Raw genomic sequence first — 19,964 nt, forward strand, 5'->3', positions numbered from 1 at the left:
CCGGTTTCATAACAGAACTAAGTTTTTAAACGTTCAGTCAATATACTTCGCACGATTTTGAGGGAATGATTAAATTTGATCTTCATTCATCAACTTTATTTAAATATGTTAAGAGCAATTACCCTATCCGTTATATTATCCCTGCTTATTTTTTCTGCCAAAGCACAGGATATCCTCGTAAAAAGAAATGGCAAAACAATTGATGGAAAAGTCACCGAAGTCGGCATTGACCGGGTTTCTTATAAAATTAGCAATGATGCGAACAGCGCTGTTTTTGTAATCAGAAAGAGTGAGTTAAACCGGATTGAATTTCAAAACGGGCAGACAGTTTTTCTCAATGACCGTATTGAATCAGGCGGCAAACGGGCGGAGGTAGTCGATACCGAGGATTATGGCAGAAGTATGGTCAGCTTTTCACCATTTAAGGCATTGGACAGTGGACCAGGTATTGGACTGAGCTATGAGTTTCTGGTTGACAAACGCAAGTACATCGGCGTTATCCTGCCATTTACTATGACATTTCCTGATCGTTATAACTATCTTTTTGATTCGGCCGGCAATCGCTCGGAGATGTACTATTTTTCTCCCGGATTGAAAATATACCCGTTTGGACAGCGGAAAGTCACTTATGCAGTAGGGCCGCATGTTTTTACAGGTTTTGGGAGAGGCTACACAAACTCTTCTATTTATGATCCTGTTACAGGGATATATAAAACCGTACAGGGAAGAGTTACCAATTTTAGATTGGGCGTAATGGTTAATAATTATATCAATTTCCAGATTACCCCAAGATTCCAGCTCGGATTAAACGCTGGACTAGGTTCGCGCTATGTAGATAGGGAAACTACTCCGTCCAATGTTACGAACCGGGGAGGAATTAACATTACCGGTGAATTCAATTTCAGTTTTGGATTGCGTTTTTAATCCTATTATTTCATCAATCTGAATACCGGATATCTCAGATATTCTTTTTCGCGATAAGGAGAATGGTCGTAAATGAAATCCAGCTGTGCATTAGCATTTTTTGCAAATTCAGGATCGGCCTGTCGTTTTTGTTCTAATTGCGTTTTTAGCTCAGGTGATTTTTCTAATAGCTTTTTGGCCAGGTCCTCAAATACGTAGCCTGAATAATGTTCTTTGGCTTGAAGTATGGTATCGAAGAAATTCCATTTGAAAAAAGAATCTACCGCTTTCGGTTCCAGCGTTTCAATAATGTATCTGTTTGTCCACTGATTAACAGGAACATACCAATCACCCTTTTTAAAGCTGACTTTCTTTTTCTCAGTTCTTAATGTCACGGAATTATGCCAGTAATGTCCTTCAAATGGCTGTTTCGGTGAGTCGTAATTTTCAATGTAATAGGTTTCAACTTCCATTTCCGAATCTATTTCCAATTGCTTCACTTCAACCTGATTCAATTTTAAAAGTTCAATGATATTATGCCAGCCTTGTGGGATAATGTAGGCGACCGGCTTTGTTACCTCGTCCAGCGGAACATAGGTATCGTAAAAAGGAATTGTTTTGGTAAATGGTTTGGATCTGTCGTAATGCAATCTATTTAAGCCACTTACTTCGCTTAGGATGTATTCGGGTTCGTATCCTTTAAATTGGATCTGCGTATTCTTCTCTTTGTTAACCTGCCAGCTAATGGCAAATTTTGCCTGGGATTTAACCGATTCTTTGGTGTCTTTTCTCAGTTTCAACAACCCGATGCGATAACTCGCCAGAAATTTAATGTTCCCGTGCAAATATGCATAAGTGGATTTAACCCGCTGGTCGTAAGGCTTTAACATATGCGTCTCGGTCATGACGCCAATCGTGTGAAACAATGCGGCATAACCGGTCGAGTAACGGGGCCAATCCGGAAATTGCACAAAGCCTTTATCAGGAGTTTGTCCCCAGGCATTCACATAGGGAGTTGCCTCAAAGCCTGCTGCTTTTAAATGCTTGTGCATATAAGGGAGAAAAACCTGGTCGTTGAATGTTCCCAATGTTCCGCCCAATTTGTCCTTTTGAGCGTAATCCAACGTCATGACGTACTGGTAATCCGCGCCATTGCTTACGTGGGTATCAGCAAAAAGATCGGGGTCCAGTTCATGGAAAATCGCCGCAAAACTCCTTGCATTACGGGTGTCATTTTTAATAAAATCACGATTTAAATCATAATTACGGGCATTTCCTCTGAAACCATATTCTTCCGGGCCTTCCTGATTGGTTCTGGTGGTGCTGTTTCGGTTCAAAACTCCCCCAATATTATAAAAGGGAATGATAGCGACAACCACACTGTCCAGTTCGGGATATTTGGACGGATTAGCAGCAATATCTCTTAACAACATCATGGATGCATCTACACCATCCGACTCCCCCGGATGAATGGCATTGTTGATCAGCAGGATGGCTTTCCCCTGGGCCTTTAATTTTTTGATATCGAACTGCTTGTTTTTGGAAAACAAAACAAGATGAAGTGGTAATCCGCTATCCGTTAAACCTTTTTCCTGCATTTGAATCTGAGGGAAATTTTTGGCCAGCAATTTATAAAATGCGATTCCCTCTTCGTAAGTCGGTGTTTGTTTCCCGCCACTTATCTCAAAGCGTGTTTTGTATTGAGCCTGAACGGAAAATGTGCAAAGTGATAGGAGCAGGAGTGTAGTAATTCTCATTAGTCGATCGGTAAGGGAATGCTAATGTTGATATTTATTCATTAAAAAAAGGTATTGCTGAGGCAAATGATGCGCAAAGGGATTTTTATCCTTTTCGGGAAATAGCTTGAAATACTCGTCATCTGCAAAAAGCATGACCGTTGGTCCAATGCGCACGAAATTGCTGCTTTTCATATAAGTGGGAGCTTGAAACTCTGGTAACGCCTTCATAACCGCCTTTGAAGCATATCCACCCAGATATTTTTCGTAATTGTTCTGGGCTTTTACACTCGGGTTTTTCATTTTTTTGTAGGCATGTTTCAATGCAACCCGGGCCAGCAGTTTCTGTTTGCTTATAACCTTATCGATATTCTTAAAGGGATTGGTTTCATTGAAGTCATCCAATGTTTGCACGGTAAAAGGAACTTCAGGTACCCAATCAGCCGAATTAACAACATTATAGCCCCAACCTCCGTCTGTACTATGTTCATATTCGTAGGCATAGTAAGTATTGCCAGCTTTTGGCCCTGCGCTTGCGTACGTCTTCAGCCGTATATCTTTGGGCAATAAATTTTGCTTTTGAAGAGAATGGAGATAAGATGTGAGCAAAAACACAATCCCGCCTCCCTGGCTGTGGCCCATGATCAGGAATTCCTTAATACCTGCTTTATAACAGGAATCGATTTTCGGGAGAATATCTCTGGCGAGATAAGCGGTGCCGATCAACCAGCCAATGTGTACGCCTGCCTTAGGGTGATTAGCCAGATCGTATTTAAAAGTGAACGAATTGCTCAATTTGAGCTCTCCTTTCGCTGGTACCATCGCAGCATAGAAATTTTCTAGCCAGCCAACCGGATCTTTGGTGGTTCCCCTTACATTAATAGCAGCCACAGATTCGCCATTTGTCCACAATCCCCAGCGATTATTAAGGCCCATGACCGGAGATTTGTAAGCAGATTTAAAATGGGTAGGCATTGGAGCGACAAATTTGGGTTTCGTCGAATCCGTCATGCTAGAATCGTATAGGAGAACATGCATATACATCAATTCGAGGTATTCAGCTTTATCAAACCCAGGTTTCAACTTGGTTTTTTGGGCTTTTAAAGAACCAGTATCCAATAAAAGGGCAATTAGAAAAAGCAGGCCGGTCAGCCTAGCTGCAAAGCTTTGAAAATTAGTACTTATATATTTCATACTAACTTGGAATATTGGTGAATTGGATAGAAATACCATTTCCTAAAAATAGGAAACTATCCGGATATGGCTTTTGATTGGATCACTAATCAGGGGCAACCAGCATATTTATCAGAGTATTAACTCTATTAAGCCACAAAGCTCGCCCGTCACAGGTCCAGTGAGAATCTCCTCTAAGGTATGCCGCTCTGCCCATTTTCCGATAATCGGCGAGCACGTCAATGTGTGGAACTTGTAGACGGGGATGATGATAAACCCGCTCAATCAAGCCATTGTAATGCTGATATTCAGGGTCTAAAACCGAAACTTTATTTGGAATGATGGAGAGAATTACCTGATTAAATCCCAGTGAATCAGCGAAATCTGCACTCTTATTCACATTGGTAACTATTGTATCAACCTCTGATTGGGACAATTCATAAAAAGAAGAAGTAATTGTCGTGTCGGTATCCATGTAATAAACTAAGTCACGGCCGCCGTTAACCGCCGTGACAGAATTATTTACCCTGCCAAAAACGGCACGATTAAAGTCTGCTTTCCATTGTTTTAAGGTCAGGAAAATTTCATTTTGAAATAACAATCCATCCAGACGATCGTGAGTAAGACTTGCTTTGAACGCATTATCAAGCTTTTGCATCACTCTGGCTTCCTCGTATTTGGCCTCAAATGTTGCAGTGTCGGCAATGAGTGTACGTATTGGCGTGGCCATTTTCTGCCTAAAATGCCTTTCTACTGATTCGAGTAAAAGAATATTGGTTTCTGTTGTATCCAGTTTAATATGAAGGAAATTGTCCCACTTGACGTAGGTATAACTATCCACCACAAAATCCTGTTTTCCTATGCGTTGTTTTTCCGTGAAGCTGTCGCCAATGGTATATAAATGTACCTTTTTGCCAGCACTGGCCTTTGTTGGCGGGACATAATCCGTGCATTGCTCTCTCGGATCCCTGAAAGCTGAGAGGTTGGAAAGTCGATAAAGATCTCCATACTGATATCCGTCCTCTATGAAACCAAGGCTGACGATCTTCGAATACAAAGACGGACTGAGCCCGATGATCCAGATGATACAGGCTAAAATCAGAAATAGATATTTCGAAACTTTCATATCTGTTAGCGCAACTTAACCGACCAAACTTGTATTTTCTTTTCCGAACGGCTGAATATCAGCAACTTAGAATATCCCGGCTGATAAGTCAGCTGAACCGGCATTTCAGAAGGTATGGCTTTGTCCCCGAGCCGTTTGCCTGTCATATCAAATAACGTGGTGTAATTGCCGGAATTAATACTGATAAAGCGGTTATCTACGCCAAAGAAATGGTACTGGATAGCAGCATTGGGCAAAATGTCTTTGATCTCGAAAAGATCTTTACCGTCTTTGGTAATGATGGCTATTTTTGAATTCACCGAGCGGATCAAGATCCAATCCAATGAATTTCGATCGAAAAGTACGCGGAATTGGGAACCCGGCTCGGGGCGCAGCAGCTGCTTGCGGGAAGTCACTTTACCATCCAGGTTAATGCGGACCAACTCCCCTGAAACGCTAGCACCAACAATCTCAGGCTGGCCCGTCATTGGGTCTTGTGCCCACGTGAAAGCGCTTTCCGCACGGGTGAGAATGTCGACTGGAAAGCCTGGCCTCACTGTTCCATTTTCTTTTAAAACATAAATCTTACCATTCTTTTGGGTGACAATAAAACCGCGGTTTCCAATCTGGTTAAGTGCCACAACCGGGCTCTGAATATTTTCATACCTTGCCGAATGACTTAACCGTCGCACTGGTTTTGTCGCGCTTTCCCAAAGAAACAATTCCTCTGCCGTATTTTTAATGATGAACCGGTTACTGCCATCGTCCCCACCATCAATTGTATATAATGCCGATATTTCTTCCGAAGATGGCAGTGTGCCTTTAAATGTCGTTACCGTGGTCGAATCATCTTCATCAAGAGCGTAAACGGTTCTTTTCGTAGCAAAAATCCTTTGCTGCCTGCCGATGTTCAGGAAATCCACTTTATAGGCCGCGGTACTGATCGGACCGTCGAGCCTGGCAATCACTTCCGTTTTTCCTTCTCGTAAATTGTTAGTCCTGAGTAGGTTGTGTTCTTCGTCTGTTAATAGTATCTCCGAACTTCCATCGATTGGGTTTTGTAAAGCCGCCAGTTCCGAATCATAAATGTCTGGCCATTCAATGTCTATATTTAGAAATGTGCGGTTGAGTACCTTGCTGGCAGTCTGCCGTTTTTTAGGATGAAGGGTTATTTCCGGAAAGGCATCATTTCCCTCATACCGGCATTGAAAAGTGATGGATTCCATTTTGGAAACTAAATCAACATACTTCATAATGCCTTCATTGGAGCGAGACTGCGCCTTGCGAAGATTTACAATCATGGAAAGCTGCGCCTCCGAATTCACATTGGTCAAAACACTATCATATTCCGGCGATTGCTTCCAGGTAATCTGGTTTTCGTAATCAACAATGTAATTCTGCAGAACCTGAGAGTTGTTGCTAATTACCAGATAGGGGGCAATGTAGGTCAGATAACTTCGTGGAAAGCCCGAGAAAACAGGCCCATAAAGGCCGGAAGGTAATTCTGCAATGGGAACAGAATAAATGTCATATCCCTGGTACTGATCGACGGAAGCATTGGTTTCCTGGTTGGACAGACGCGCCAGTTTTTGAAGAACCGGCCTCAATTTATCATAATTTGAAAATTCAGCAAGCAATATTTTGCCGTCGCTAATGCTATTATTTTCTTCTAACTGGCAGAGGATCAGCTCGGAGCCAAGATTATCGATCAGCAGATTGCTTTCATTTCCAATGTAATATTTAAGCTTGTCCCAGGCTGCGGACTTATATTTTTTGTGCCATGCCGAAAATTCTTTTTGAAACGCGGCTTTGTCCACCACAGCCGATCGGTAAAGAAATGACGTTTGTTGAGATATGTGCTTGTGGCCTGCGAAGGGAACACCCGGAATAGCTTTTAGAATATTAGCCAGGTAAAAATCCGGCGCGTCTGTTCCCGACGATTTCAATATCAGGTTTCCTTTTTGCTTTGCATTGTCAATGTGGAAGTCTTGGTAAGCGGGAAAATTTCTGGCAAACTGCCCAAAAACACCACTTGCACTTTCAGCAGAAACAACTGATTTCCAGGCATCGATCCGCATGTAAATGCTAGTGCCAAAGTCGGCGTCGTCAATATTTGCGAATTGCGACCTTAGTTTGAACAATTCGATATTCAGGGAAGATGCTCTCACAGCGTCCTCAATGAGGTCGCCGTAGTAACTTAAAATCAGAAAGTTATCCTTTACCAGATACGAGAAAAGTGGTCTGGAATTGTTATCGATAATGTCTGTAATGCGGTGATTTTGAAAGTTATGGTGAAGGGCGCGGATGTTCGCATTTTGTGGACTGGCCAACCATTTTGATTCCTCTTCATTTATTGGAATATACATCAAAACCCCCCATTCAGTGCTGGTTCGCGGATGGTACGAGTAAGAGAGTGATTTTCCTGTCAGGAATTTACTAAGCCGTTTCTGGTCGGTTGTAAGAAGGTTGAGCAGGGTAAGATTATCACTGGCAATGTCGAGTAAAGGTAACCGCTTGATATCCAGGTTTGCATCAGTGGCTAGATAAGCAGAATCCTGCAGGTGTTCGCTGGTAATAACAACGATTGCATTGGAAGGAATAAATTTCCAGGCCGCAGTAGATCCTCGCGACCATCTGAAAAGGAAATATCCTGCGGATCCAACCAGAATGACCAGCAGAATAATAAAAATATTTTTTTTCGACACAAGCCTATTTATTAAGCACGTATCGCCTTAACGTGTTTGTTGAGTTCAAGGCGGAAACGCAGCAGTTCTTTAAAGCTTCGTATGCAAACTTTCCACAAATTCCATTTCACAATAGAGACAGTGCCGGTTTCGCGGTCTTTGTGGGTAATAGGGATATCAAACAGTTCCTGCCCTGATTTTTTTGCCATGACAGAAAGAAAAATATTTGGAGCAAACGGCTCAGGATCAGGCAATTGATCCATTAATTTTTTCAGGAAAGTACCTTTGATCAAACGGAAAGGAATGTTGCTGTCCATGATGAAAGTGCCGTAAATCATGGAAATGGTGCCGCGAAGAAACTTGGTAATAAACAATCTTACGCCTGCGTCATGCCGCACTTCGCGATAACCGAGGATAAATTGGGATTGGTTACGCTTGTCCCATAATTTGTCAAAATCTTCGGATACAAACTGGTCGTCGCTGTCAGTTTGGAACACATATTCCGAGCCAAGTTCAAGTGCTTTGCGATAGCCATTTACGACTGCATTACCGTGTCCGCCGTTTTTCTGATTAACTACGGTAAGATTGGTGACTTCTTTTTGTAATTGATCTAAGAGAACTTTTGTATTGTCTTTGGAGCCGTCGTTGATTACAATAAGTGTTGTATTGTCGTTCGGAAATTTATGTTTTAGGATGCTGGTCCAATTATGTACTACTTTTTCTATACAATCCTGTTCGTTGTATGCGGGCATTACTATACTAAGAAGGTACATCAAAATCTTATTTGGTATGAATGCGCAAAATTAATAAATAAAGCCTGTAACCGGGCTATCAGCAATGATAATTTAGTAAGCATACTTGTCTTTAAGCGCGTTGATGGGTTTTTCGAAGAAAAGCCAGGACAAGGATGCAACAAGAATTGTCAGTGCCGCAACAATCAGCGCCTCGAAAGCAACTGAACCCCGCAGCTCGGGAATATATTGATAAATTTTCCTGAAAAGACGCACGGTCAGGTGCATTGGACCGCTGTGGAAGTGATTGTAAACGAAGTTATGGTATAGATAAAGGCCATAGCTAATCTTTCCCAGGTAAATGCTGACAGGATTTTCCAAAAAGTAGGCCATCAATCCATGAAAGCCAATAACGGCCCTGCCGATCAGAAAGAAACCCAGGATGGAAGCGATGGTTCTATCGAACACCACAAATGCTATATTGTACTTTTGATCTACGGATTTTGCCCAGAATTGTATCAGAATCCAGGCCAGCAAAGCAAGTACCACAGGCCAGGACTTATTGAATAGTTTTGTGAACAAATCACCCTTATAAAGCTGAAGCCACGCCATTAAGCCGCCGAGCGCGAATGAATCCAGGCACGCGGGGGTACTCACATAGGTTACAATCCAGTCTTCGGCCCCAAAATCTTTCATAGAGAAAAAATAGAAGAAACGAAATGCAAGGCTTAAAACGCCCATAACGCCCAAGACCGGGATCAGCCTGTCTTTTGGAATAAAGAAAATCAAAAATGGAAAGACCAGATAAACCTGCTCCTCGACCGCAAGCGACCACAAATGATCCACGGATCCCATCCAGGTTTTATGAATCGCCATGTAAATGTTCGTTCCGTAAAGTGCCAGCCAGGCCAATTTTTCCCGTACAGGAGGGACATCAAATACAAGTAGTAATGCGATAATCAGGTAATAGACAGGAAAAATTCGTATTGTCCTCCTGATCAGGAACTTGCGTAAATATTTTTTAAAACCGCCCGGTGTTCCCTGAGTCTTTTCCTTGCTTTTTAAAAGTATCCTTGAAATAAGAAATCCACTTAATACAAAGAAAATGGTCACCCCTAATGCACCATAAGGAATGTTATTGACTGTCACAAACAAGTGATCGACCAGCACCAATCCAACTGCAATGAAGCGGACCCCGTCCAATTGTATGATATGTCCCTCTGATGTAGTACGCATGGTTACCAATTCACCTTCACTTTGTTACTCTTGATTTGACTTACCGTGATCTTCTGATTTTTGAAGAGGATACCCGTTTTACCTCCCAATTTTCTGACTAGGGCAATGTCATAAACTCCTTTTTCCAATGGATCAGTATACGGGATGTCGGCTTGAAATCCGGGCGCGAAATAATATTGTTTCAAAAAAAGCTCTTTCCTGCTCTTGTTGCGGGTACGGGATGCGGGAAAAAGATAGTAACGGTTTTTTGAGCTCAGTAAAATGTAAACACCGCTATCCTGCAACCGTTGGCTGGTAAACGAGTTGTTAGTGACTGTCAAAGAGCCTTCTTCGGCACTAAAAGTTGTGTTATCAAACAAGTCTGTCATTCCCTGCGAATCGCCCGCATAGGTTTGTTTATCGGCAATGGAGATCAGCGAGAGCAGGCTGTCGTAAAAAACTGGAGTTTTCTCAACAATGTTAGCCGCGAATGATGTATCTGGCGGATATTTCAGGGACTTGTCATTAAATGTCCAGTTGAATTGAGAGGTTGTCAAATCTTTTCGCAGATTGTAAGCTTCAACCAGGTGATAATGATAGCTGAACACATTGAAAGTGACAGCCAAAAAAACAATGGCAGTGATATAAGGCGAGAGAAAACTGCCGCGTATCGGGATCACGATATATAGATAGGCAACGATCAAAAGGAGAACGGAGTAGATTTTGTAGCGGCTGTGCAACAGTCCGTCCAACCCAAATCCGGCCCGGCTGTAAACGACGATCAACGCTGTGCCGAGGATGAAGAGGATAGCTCCGAGACAAAATAAATCCGTGGTACGCTCAAATTTATTACTATACTTATTTTTGAGAATCCCGAATAGCGTGGCAAATCCAGTGGAAATCGCAACCAAAAACAGCACAATTCCCAATAGAAAACAAGCCCTGAAATTATTTGCGATGGGAATAGATTCTGCAAATGAACCCAGAAAAGCCATGTAACCTTTTACCAACTGGAAAAAGGACGCCTTGGAAACCGGGTTCGATTCGGGTTTGGTATACCAATAAAAATAGCAGAAAATCTCGCCGGCACTAACGATCATCCACAAGGCAAAACGTTTTCGGTTTTGGCCTAAAAACAACAATAAGGCTCCCAATGGCAATACCAGGAGCCCGTTTCCACTCGTCAAAACTGTAATTCCAGTGAGAAACAGAGACAGTGCGAAAGGGAATACTTTTGGGTTAATACATAGGTATAGTGTCCATAAAGTCAGCGTTACGACTCCTAAATTCTGAATAGCAGACATTCCCCAATACATATTTTCCCAAAAGGCGAGCGTCAGTAAAAGGAAAGGGACTGGTACCAGTGCAAAAAGTGGTTTCTTGTTCTTTTTCAAGAGGTCATACCAGAGCGGTATGATACAGAGCAACAGTAAATTGCCAACCGTCATCAGATGCCGGAAATTGAGGTGGCCGAATATTGAATAATCCAGCCAGGCAAAAAAACGGGTCGTTGCAATCCGGTGCTCGTTGTGTTGTTTGAACAGCGCCTTTGCTTTATGCTGCCAATCAGTAGCTTTTGCAAATTCTTCAATGAAAGTCTTCAATGCATGGTCATCCCATTTAGGAATGTTAATGGCATAATAATTCCAGACAGTAAAGTAAATCAGGACCGGTAAAAACAGGATCAGGCTCAGAATGATGGTTAAAGCCTTTTTCGTCATGCCGGAATTATTAATTGGCTGATGTACGATAGAATAGAATCCGGGTCGAGACCAGAAATTTTCTGATGGTAACCCTGACTTCCGTAGAGACCGTTTGGATATCCTTCGGCCCGCAAACTTTTAAAACCGGCAGGTGCAATCCCTTTTTCTAGAAGTTGAACTGAAAGCTGCTGCGCTAAGCCGCCAATGCTGATATGTTCCTCCGCCACAAGAATAGACGGCGCCTTTTTGATCAGATTGATCAGGTCATCGGGGATTTGCAAGGGAAAATGCATTGCGGTGATCACATTTACCTTGCTTTCCAGATCTGGTGAAAGGGATAAGGCGGTCATTACATTATTGGCGATTGGACCTAATGCAAAAACGGTAATTTCCGCGGTATCCGAATGATTAATGACTTTAAATGAGCCAGTTGTATAACTATGATCAGGAGTGGTTTTCCCAGCGCCGAGGCGAAGATAGGCTGGCCTTGCATCTTTTACGATTTGCGCAACGATCGGTTCAACTTCATCCGAAAAGGCTGGAACCCACACATTTGCATTCTGCTGTCCACTCAGGCATGCGAGGTCTTCGATGGTATGATGACTGCTTCCCATGATCCCGTATCCGTAACCACCACCATTCCCAACCAGAAATACCGGGAGGTTATTAAAGCAAACATCATTGCGAAATTGCTCCAGGCAGCGATAAACGATAAATGGCGCAATGCTGTAACAAAAAACCTTATATCCTTTATGCGCAAATCCAGCGGCAACGCCAATCATATTTTGCTCGGCGACGCCCGCATTGATAAATCGCTTACCAAGCTTTGCCTGCAGATTTTCCAACGCATTATATCCCAAATCACCCGTAATGAAAACAATGGAATCATCCTCCATTGCCAACTTTTCCATCGCGTTCGAAAATTCTTTTCTCATTTTGAAATTCTTTTATCAGATACCCTCAAATGATTATTAATTATAAATTGTCAGGCATTCCTCAATAAAAAACCGGGATCCACTCCCAGTTTCAGATATACGGCTTTTAAAAAGGTTACATCAGGTTCCCTTTTTCCATTCAAAATCTGAGACAATTTATCGGCTGTGATATCTAAAAGTACTGATAGTTGCTTCTGAGTAATTTTACGTTCATACATTTTCAGCTCAACCATTTCCACAACAGTCTCAGGTTTGAGAATTGGATAGTATTTTTTCTCATATTCCTGAATAGCCTTTGCCACTTCCAAAAATTCCTTTTGCTTAGCTTGGCTGCTTTCGAAATTATCGGCGATTAGACTGTCTATTTTTCTAAAAGCCTCGTTGTATTGGTTTTCTGTTGAAATCTCCATAACAAGTCTTTAAATTTCTGCCACATTGATTTTATGATATTCCTGATGTGTACCAAACCACCTGATATAAACTGTTCGGACACCAAAAAAGATCATTGCCACCAGCCTATATTGATTTCCCTTTATATTAAAAACATAGCGGTTGTCTCCAACGTAATCAACACTACCGAAGGTTGATTTAACTTCCAAGAAGTTTTTCCAGTCAGAATCCTCGGTTTTAGTGGCCCATTCGTAAATCGCAGCCTTGGCAACCGGGTAGCTAGCAGAATAATTATTAAGTGTCTTCTGTTTGATGATGACCATTAAACTACAACATTAATTTGAATTTCTCCAATTAAATTTGAAATCTTCAAATGTTGAGTTAATAAAATATTACTTCCGCAATTGCTTCACCAAAGTCCTGATCTCATCTGCGGTTTTATAAGCCTTGGAACCACGACGAATTCGGGTACGGATGTATTTGGGCCGTTTTTTGGTTTCTTCAAAGATCTTGGTAATGTATTCTCCTAGAAATGAAATGCCGAGAATCGTTAAGCCGCCAAAAAATACAATCAAAACGATGACTGTGCTGATACCTTGCGGTGTTTCCGGGAACAAGAACAATTTGGAGAAAATCTGCCAGAGTATCCCTAGAATGGATAAGCCCGTCAGCACAAAACCCGCATAACTCATGATTTCAAGCGGCGCAAAGCTGAATGAAAAAATCGCTTTCTTAGCCCACCAGATATTCTTTGTCCAATTATTTGTAGAAACGCCAAACATTCTTTCCGGACGAATATAAGGTACGCCCGTTTGTTTGAAACCGACCCAGGCACGTAATCCACGCAAAAACTGCTCGGTTTCAGGCAAATCCACCAATTCCTTTACTACTTTTCTGTCGATCATCGAGAAATCCCCTGCGTCGCGGGGGATTGGAATGTAACTAAGGCTCTGGAAAATTTTGTAAAAAGTTTTATAGAAAAAATGAATGTGGGTTTTCATCTCGCGCTGAACACGGACCCCGTAAACCACATCATTTCCTTCCATCCACTTTTCGTAAAATGCAGGAATAATTTCGGGCGGATCCTGCAAATCGCCATCCATTAACACCACGCAATCGCCGGTGGCGATTTCCATTCCACTCAAAAATGCAGACTGTGAACCGAAATTCCGGGAATGGCTGATGCCAACCACATTTGGGTCTTTGTCGCAAATGGCATTGATCACTTCTTCCTGATTATCCGGAGAATTGTCGTTTACAAAAATAATTTCGTAGCGGACTTTTAACTCATTAAAGGTCTTGACCAGCCTTTCGTACATGAAGGGAATTGCCTGCGCATCTCTATAACAGGCAATGATAGCAGTGATGATTGGGTTTAACTTTGGATTTTCAAAAGCGGGAATAACCCGGCTTTCGTAACGTTCCTTTTCCTGCCACCTACTATATTTGGAAAGTCCGGTTTCCAACGAAGTCCGCGCTTTCCATTTGAAATCATCTTCAAACGCCGCAGGGTCGCCATACCATTCCGCAAGGTCCCATTTGCGATTTGACATACTTCCCCACTGCGGTTCCAATGTAATATCAAAAGTTTTACGGGTAGTTTCCACCAGGTCACCCATCGTTGTTTTCCTGCCCGTCGCAATGTTGTATGATCTGCCTGCGGTAGCGCTGGTAATATTCAATGCGGCATCCAGGAACGCTTCTACACAGTCTTCAATAAAAACGAAATCACGACTTATTTCCGGTGAAACCAATGAAGGAAGCCGCTTTTTACGGGCATTCTCAATTAGTTTTGGGATTAGTCTGTCAGGTTCTTCCCAATAGCCATAAATAGAATATAACCTGAGATTAAGGGTTTTCAGGTCAAAAACCTTGGCGTAGTATTCTAGTAAATAGGCAGCGGAAACCTTTGAAACGGCATAATGACTATTTGGCTCAACACGGTCTGTTTCCTTTGGAGTGGTGCAATTAAACCCATATTCTGAACTGCTGCCGGCGTGGATGTAAACCATTTCGCGTGTACAGCTTTGAAGAATGTTGACCGTACCAAGTACATTGGTCTCATACGTCAGATTCACATTGCTTTGCTTGCTGTAAGCTCCATAAGCAGCTAAGTTGAAGATCGTCTGGGGTTTATACTTTTCAAAAACTTCGAGTACGGAGTTATTGGAAAGTATGTCGCAATGTATAATGTTCTCGAAAGGGACATTGAGCAATTTGAGCCTCCATGCTTTTGTAGCGTCGTGGGTCAGCGCGTAGCAATCCTTGCGGATTTTGAAAATATCATTGAAAAGATTGGCACCGATGAAGCCACTTGCACCAAAAACAAAAACTGGTCCTTTTAAACTTTCAATTTTATCGCGGTAAACCGGTAAATGGTCAAGCATTCGTCAATTCTTTATAGTAACGTTCCTTAATTTCCTGGGTAGCTTGCTCATATTGATCCTTATTCATTGGCAAGTAGTGCCACTCCAGCTTATTCTCCATATAAGAAACTCCTTTACCTTTCACTGTATTGGCGATAATCGCTTTGGGTAATCCGTTTTTATGGGTTTTGAGTTCATCAACTGCCAAACTGATGGCGATAATGTCATGCCCATCTATTTCGATGGTTTCAAAACCAATTGCATTCCATTTCTCTACAGAAGCGGTTTCGCCAAGTACTTTATCCGTGAAACCAAAACCTTGCAAACCATTCTTATCAATAATCATGAACAGATTATCCAATTGGTTTTGAATGGCATAATGTGCTGCTTCCCAGGTCGTTCCTTCATTTGTTTCGCCGTCAGAAAGAAGTGCAAACGAGAAACTTTCTTCACCGCCAATCTTGGCAGCATGGGCAATTCCAGTCGCTATTGGTAAGCCGTGGCCCAATGAGCCGGTTGCAAACGGGATACCTTTATATTGTCGGGGAGCCGGGTGAGCCGGTAGTGTTGTACCGTCCAGATAGAATGTATCGAGTTCTTCATCTGTAATTTCACCCAATGTATTAAGACAGGCGTAAAGGGCTGCCGCAGCGTGACCTTTTGATAAAATGAATGTATCTTCCTCAGACTTGTGAAGAAATAAAACCGCAATGATTAAATCAATGCAGCTTAACGAACAGCCTATATGTCCGGCATTTGCCTTGTTGTATAAGCCCAGAATTTTCAGACGGAGCGTTCCGCTAATCTGTCGGGGATCATTTAATATATCTTCTGCGGTCATGCCAATTGTGTATGTCAATGTGAAAATTTGCTCACAAAATAACGGTCAAAACTTCGGTTTTAAGCACGCAATATACGAAATCTTATTTCACGGCTTTTGAAAGATAGTCGCTGGTTATTCAGATCCGTACCGCAACCCGTTAAGGTTCACGATCTGAATAGGCTTGGCATTATTCGGTTTTTTGAGCCAGATCCTTTCCGTTTGACTGACATCCATAGCCTGGACATATTGCGCATCCTTAGGTAAATAAAGGTTGGTCAACTGCGCGTCCTGAATGGAATAAGGCAAAAATGTACGGTCCATTTCTGATATAATCTCATAGCGCGGGGCCGGATAGAAAATGGTATCTCCTTTTTGGTACAATGCTTCAATTTTTTTGGCAGCCGCAGCATAGGGGTTGGGCAAACGCGCCGGGATATAATAGGCATATTTGGACTTATCCTCATAAAGCTCGTTCAACTTTAATGCCACAAAGTATAATTGAAAGGACAAAAAGACATAAAGCAAAACCTTGAATTCGGTCTTCAATGTGCTGAAATATTGCAAAAGCAGGCTGAGCAGTATGATAATGTATGGAAAAGAAAATCCGGAGTAACGTTGCGTTAACCCATGTGTATGACCTCCTTTGAATGCCATAACAACCAAAAAGCAAGTCGGAAACAGCCCCATCATGTACAGCATCCAGAATCTTTTGCGCTGTGTATCGCTTGCATTTAAATAAATATCAGGGATATAGGAAAGCGCTAAAATGCCGATTGACAAAATGCCGAACTGAATCCGATGGTTATTATATACAGCCAGACTAAGTACTGTAATGATGTATGGAAAATATTTGGTCAGCCATCGGGGCATGCTCACCCGTTTCTTAAATCTCGACCAAATGATGAGCAGAATACCCACAGAAATGGCAAGCAGCACATATTTATTCCCGTCGAGGGCGTCCGTTAACCCATGGGTAAAAATCACCAGATCGGTGAAAATGGGCAGGGATTCATGAAATACATTCTTAAAAGTCGCTGGAAGAATGGTGCCGAATGGATTGTTGAACGGCCTGGTTTCTGCCATTCTTTTATAAAGGTCGGCTTGGTAGCTTAATGTGGATAAGGTGTACTGTCCGCCCCCAAAAACCATCCATAACGTCACGCCAGACAATGCCAGCACCGCCGAAATAGCCATTCTGATCCAACCTTTAACTGACCTCAAAAACATGACAGCGTAAATCGAATGGGCCATCAAAACGGTAATCACAAGAAAATGGGAGAGCAAACCCAACCCTGCGGTAAGAATATATCCCACATATAACCAGAAAGTATGTCGCTTATCAGCCTTATTTTCAATGATTTGAAGAAAAAAATAGGTAGCAAGCAGTGTGAGAAAAAAGGTAAGTGAGTAATTCCTGGCCTGCTGGCTATAAGCAACAAAAAACGGTTCAATGGCTACAATTGCCGCTGATATCAATCCTGTTTTGTTATCAAAAAACCTGTTGCCAAAAAGATAGGTAAGCACAATGATGGCCAGACTGAAAATCACCGAAAAGAAGCGGACGGAAAAATCAGCGACGCCAAAAAGCACCGTCCAGTAATGTAGGAGCAGGTAGTAAAAAGGACTGTTTCCGATGTCGCTGCGATTATTAGCTTCAAAGTAATCGGCCAGGGTCTTGGGTGACCAGAATTCCGCCGGGGTAAATGCGCGGGGACTATAATTTTCTGTATAGGTAAAAGACCTCGAAACAACGGGAGGCTTGTAATCCAGTACAGGCGTTTTCCAGAATTCGGAATTGGATAATTTTAATGTAGAGAAAACATTTTTTTGATTAGCCCCTTCCAGAACGATTCCCTGGCTAATTACCAGTGTACTTTTTTCATCAAAGAAAATACTGTACCGGTCCAGATGATAAAGCCTTAATGCAAGTGCTCCGACCAATATAACTGATAAAATCAACCAGGATTGCAGACTTTTTTGTGTGAGGTTTGAGGACATTATCAAATTTATTCGCGGGTGATTCTGGAGTAGGTTCAGCAAATCACTGAATCAGATCAACAGATCATGGAATCGCGAAATTAAGCAAATTTCGTCTTATAGGATATTTTTCAGATTTTAAGAATTGTAAATTCCACCCTGCGGTTCCTTTGGCGAGTCTGTTCTGTTTGATTGCTTGCGATCGGACGAGCTGGGCCCCAGGCCTTGGTTTGGATTCTTTTAGACTCGATACCTTTTGATAAAAGGTACTTCTTAACTTGCTCAACCCGATCTTTGGACAACTGTACATTCTTTTGAACCTCGCCCTGATTATCCGTATGGCCTTCCAAAAGGATTTCCATGGTAGGGTAGGCAGTCATCGCAGAAACGATCCTGTCAAGCTCGGAATAGGAGGATGGAACCACATCAGCACTGCTTTGTGCAAACATGGTATTGGACAGCCTGATCTGCTGTCCCGATTTGATGGGTTGCAGGTAAATATTCTTTTTGATGGTACGGAAACCGGTTTCAGAGGTTAAGTCAATGTCTTCGGAAAATGGGAAGTACCCTTCACCAGAAGCAGAAATCCGATAAATCTCGTTTAAAGGAAGTATTAGCCGATATTCGCCAGTTTCAGGATCAAAACTAACATTGGCAAAGGAACTGTTGTCCTTTTTAAGGTCCGCAGCAATATCCGACTTCACTAATTTGTTGGTTTCCGCTTCATATACATTGCCAGTCACCACCGCCACAGGTTCTGGCTTGATTTCCGGCGACATTCTAATCCTGAAAATATCCTCTTGTCCCAATACCTTTTCACTCGCGCTGAAATACGCATAATCACCCGTTGCAGGAATATTAATGAATGCATCCCAAAGTGGAGAATTGATGTTAGGCCCCAGATTCTCCGGTTTTGACCAGTTGAGCCAGGTATCATCAAGCCGCCGCGTCAGGAAAATGTCGCCTTCTCCGTATCCGCTATGTCCCTGGGAAGAAAAATATAAAGTCTTGTTGTCAAGCGCCAGAAACGGCGTTCCTTCGTAATCAGCTGTGTTCACAACGCCGCCCAGGTTGCGTGGCTCAGACCAGGTATTGTCTTTTTGCAAAAATGAAATGTATAAATCCTTCCCGCCCTCTGTGTCGGCGCGTTGAACCGACATAATCAACACATTTTCAAAAGGCGAAACCGTAATTTCAATGGTAGTAGCATTTCCCAGAAGGTTGATGATCTTCGATTCTTTTGGAAAACCCCAGCCTGTTTTAGTTTTGAATGATTTGGAAAAACCAAAATACATACTGCCATCGGGGCGGTAGATATTGATCAAGTATATTGTTTTTCCATCCGCAGAAATGCTGGTAATGGCATTATCGCCAGAATTGTTGATTGGCGCACCAATATTCAATGCGTCCGTCCATTGTCCTTTATCATTTAATGTCGAAAACCACACATCCTGTTTGGCCGGATAGCCAATATTTCCCTCGAAATTGCTTCGCGTAAAATAAATTGTTTTTCCGTCGGGAGATATGATTGGAGCTACCTCCTGCCCTTTTGTATTGATGGCCTTACCCATATTCTCCTTCTCGGCTTTTAACTTCATATCAGGCGCAAAGTTGATCGCGGCCTCGATTGGCGCAGTCTGCTCTGAGATTCCAATTGCGTCGATCTGATTAAACCCTGAAACTTTCCCTGGCTGTAAAACGACTTTGATAGCATTTGCAAGCAGGCTTTGCTGTTTTGGGAAAACCTGCAGCATTCTTCCTTTGACCATTTGCTGGCCCGCCGGTGCTTCCAGTACCAAATATTCCTTTCCCGATTCATCGTAGGCATATACCCTGGCAATCGCGCCCGGATTGAAGTTTTCAGCAATAGCGATTTGTCTAAGCGGGATCGTTTTTTCGAAGCCTACCTTGATCCATTCTTCATTTCTGCCGTCTGCTTCGGCAGGCGACCAGGCGCAGGGGCTGTTCCCGAAATCTGGAAGTTTACTGGGTCGCCCGAGGATCTGTTTGGAGCGAAAAGCTTGACCAAATTGCCCGGGCCTGTATTCGGAGGAGTAACCAAGGACCTTGCTTGCCCACAATATTTCCTGGCCGTAACCATTGCCCCACACACATGCAGAAAACAGGCAAAACGCAATACGTTTAATGAAAGAAATCATGGGGTGCTCCAATCGTGGCCGTTTCTCGCCCGGCAATGCTGTACAGAGTAATATTATTAAGAAT

Annotated in this window: 15 protein-coding genes; 1 reads left to right on the plus strand and 14 read right to left on the minus strand. The window is 42.5% G+C overall.

What is annotated here, in order from left to right; all coding sequences use genetic code 11:
• Nucleotides 1-105: 105 nt before the first annotated feature.
• Nucleotides 106-924 (plus strand): hypothetical protein, encoded by an 819-nt coding sequence (locus FHS68_RS06030; RefSeq protein WP_167268115.1) that lies wholly within the window; start codon nt 106-108, stop codon nt 922-924.
• A gap of 5 nt (nt 925-929) precedes the next feature.
• Here the strand turns inward: FHS68_RS06030 and FHS68_RS06035 are convergent, their stop codons facing one another.
• From FHS68_RS06035 to FHS68_RS06100, 14 genes are all read right to left on the minus strand, one after another.
• A complete protein-coding gene (locus tag FHS68_RS06035) occupies nt 930-2,660 on the minus strand; it encodes a M14 family metallopeptidase (RefSeq protein ID WP_167268117.1) in 1,731 nt (576 codons plus the stop codon).
• A gap of 21 nt (nt 2,661-2,681) precedes the next feature.
• Nucleotides 2,682-3,833 carry a lipase family protein gene (locus tag FHS68_RS06040; RefSeq protein WP_167268119.1) on the minus strand — a complete coding sequence of 384 codons (1,152 nt, stop codon included), beginning with the start codon at nt 3,831-3,833 and terminating at the stop codon, nt 2,682-2,684.
• A gap of 85 nt (nt 3,834-3,918) precedes the next feature.
• Nucleotides 3,919-4,938 (minus strand): alginate O-acetyltransferase AlgX-related protein, encoded by a 1,020-nt coding sequence (locus FHS68_RS06045; protein WP_167268120.1) that lies wholly within the window; start codon nt 4,936-4,938, stop codon nt 3,919-3,921.
• Nucleotides 4,939-4,943: 5 nt separating this feature from the next.
• Nucleotides 4,944-7,622, minus strand: a complete 2,679-nt coding sequence (locus tag FHS68_RS06050; protein ID WP_167268123.1) for a DUF3352 domain-containing protein — start codon at nt 7,620-7,622, stop codon at nt 4,944-4,946.
• A gap of 11 nt (nt 7,623-7,633) precedes the next feature.
• Complete coding sequence (locus FHS68_RS06055; RefSeq protein ID WP_167268125.1) at nt 7,634-8,377, minus strand: glycosyltransferase family 2 protein; 744 nt, start codon at nt 8,375-8,377, stop codon at nt 7,634-7,636.
• A 69-nt stretch (nt 8,378-8,446) separates the two neighbouring features.
• Nucleotides 8,447-9,568 (minus strand): acyltransferase family protein, encoded by a 1,122-nt coding sequence (locus tag FHS68_RS06060; protein WP_167268127.1) that lies wholly within the window; start codon nt 9,566-9,568, stop codon nt 8,447-8,449.
• A gap of 2 nt (nt 9,569-9,570) precedes the next feature.
• Nucleotides 9,571-11,268 carry a hypothetical protein gene (locus FHS68_RS06065; RefSeq protein ID WP_167268129.1) on the minus strand — a complete coding sequence of 566 codons (1,698 nt, stop codon included), beginning with the start codon at nt 11,266-11,268 and terminating at the stop codon, nt 9,571-9,573.
• The gene (locus FHS68_RS06070; protein ID WP_167268131.1) at nt 11,265-12,185 is read right to left on the minus strand and encodes a transketolase family protein; all 921 of its coding nucleotides are present in this window, start codon (nt 12,183-12,185) and stop codon (nt 11,265-11,267) included. The genes FHS68_RS06065 and FHS68_RS06070 overlap by 4 nt, the downstream gene beginning before the upstream one ends.
• A gap of 50 nt (nt 12,186-12,235) precedes the next feature.
• On the minus strand, nt 12,236-12,595 hold the full coding sequence (locus tag FHS68_RS06075; protein WP_167268133.1) for a helix-turn-helix domain-containing protein: 360 nt from the start codon (nt 12,593-12,595) through the stop codon (nt 12,236-12,238).
• A gap of 9 nt (nt 12,596-12,604) precedes the next feature.
• Complete coding sequence (locus tag FHS68_RS06080) at nt 12,605-12,898, minus strand: type II toxin-antitoxin system HigB family toxin (RefSeq protein WP_167268136.1); 294 nt, start codon at nt 12,896-12,898, stop codon at nt 12,605-12,607.
• A 69-nt stretch (nt 12,899-12,967) separates the two neighbouring features.
• Nucleotides 12,968-14,962, minus strand: a complete 1,995-nt coding sequence (locus tag FHS68_RS06085) for an NAD-dependent epimerase/dehydratase family protein (RefSeq protein WP_167268138.1) — start codon at nt 14,960-14,962, stop codon at nt 12,968-12,970.
• On the minus strand, nt 14,955-15,782 hold the full coding sequence (locus FHS68_RS06090) for a transketolase (protein WP_167268140.1): 828 nt from the start codon (nt 15,780-15,782) through the stop codon (nt 14,955-14,957). The genes FHS68_RS06085 and FHS68_RS06090 overlap by 8 nt, the downstream gene beginning before the upstream one ends.
• A gap of 114 nt (nt 15,783-15,896) precedes the next feature.
• Nucleotides 15,897-17,762, minus strand: a complete 1,866-nt coding sequence (locus FHS68_RS06095) for a glycosyltransferase family 39 protein (protein WP_167268142.1) — start codon at nt 17,760-17,762, stop codon at nt 15,897-15,899.
• Between the two features lie 110 nt (nt 17,763-17,872).
• A complete protein-coding gene (locus FHS68_RS06100) occupies nt 17,873-19,900 on the minus strand; it encodes an OmpA family protein (RefSeq protein ID WP_167268144.1) in 2,028 nt (675 codons plus the stop codon).
• Nucleotides 19,901-19,964 lie beyond the last annotated feature (64 nt).

The organism is Dyadobacter arcticus, from assembly GCF_011762185.1.
Taxonomy (GTDB): domain Bacteria; phylum Bacteroidota; class Bacteroidia; order Cytophagales; family Spirosomataceae; genus Dyadobacter; species Dyadobacter arcticus.

Excerpts from the sequence above, each read along its gene's own strand:
- FHS68_RS06030 (WP_167268115.1), top strand. The coding sequence starts at position 106 with ATGTTAAGAGCAATTACCCTATCCGTTATATTATCCCTGCTTATTTTT.
- FHS68_RS06035 (WP_167268117.1), bottom strand. The coding sequence starts at position 2,660 with ATGAGAATTACTACACTCCTGCTCCTATCACTTTGCACATTTTCCGTT.
- FHS68_RS06040 (WP_167268119.1), bottom strand. The coding sequence starts at position 3,833 with ATGAAATATATAAGTACTAATTTTCAAAGCTTTGCAGCTAGGCTGACC.
- FHS68_RS06045 (WP_167268120.1), bottom strand. The coding sequence starts at position 4,938 with ATGAAAGTTTCGAAATATCTATTTCTGATTTTAGCCTGTATCATCTGG.
- FHS68_RS06060 (WP_167268127.1), bottom strand. The coding sequence starts at position 9,568 with ATGCGTACTACATCAGAGGGACATATCATACAATTGGACGGGGTCCGC.
- FHS68_RS06065 (WP_167268129.1), bottom strand. The coding sequence starts at position 11,268 with ATGACGAAAAAGGCTTTAACCATCATTCTGAGCCTGATCCTGTTTTTA.
- FHS68_RS06070 (WP_167268131.1), bottom strand. The coding sequence starts at position 12,185 with ATGAGAAAAGAATTTTCGAACGCGATGGAAAAGTTGGCAATGGAGGAT.
- FHS68_RS06075 (WP_167268133.1), bottom strand. The coding sequence starts at position 12,595 with ATGGAGATTTCAACAGAAAACCAATACAACGAGGCTTTTAGAAAAATA.
- FHS68_RS06080 (WP_167268136.1), bottom strand. The coding sequence starts at position 12,898 with ATGGTCATCATCAAACAGAAGACACTTAATAATTATTCTGCTAGCTAC.
- FHS68_RS06085 (WP_167268138.1), bottom strand. The coding sequence starts at position 14,962 with ATGCTTGACCATTTACCGGTTTACCGCGATAAAATTGAAAGTTTAAAA.
- FHS68_RS06090 (WP_167268140.1), bottom strand. The coding sequence starts at position 15,782 with ATGACCGCAGAAGATATATTAAATGATCCCCGACAGATTAGCGGAACG.
- FHS68_RS06095 (WP_167268142.1), bottom strand. The coding sequence starts at position 17,762 with ATGTCCTCAAACCTCACACAAAAAAGTCTGCAATCCTGGTTGATTTTA.
- FHS68_RS06100 (WP_167268144.1), bottom strand. The coding sequence starts at position 19,900 with ATGATTTCTTTCATTAAACGTATTGCGTTTTGCCTGTTTTCTGCATGT.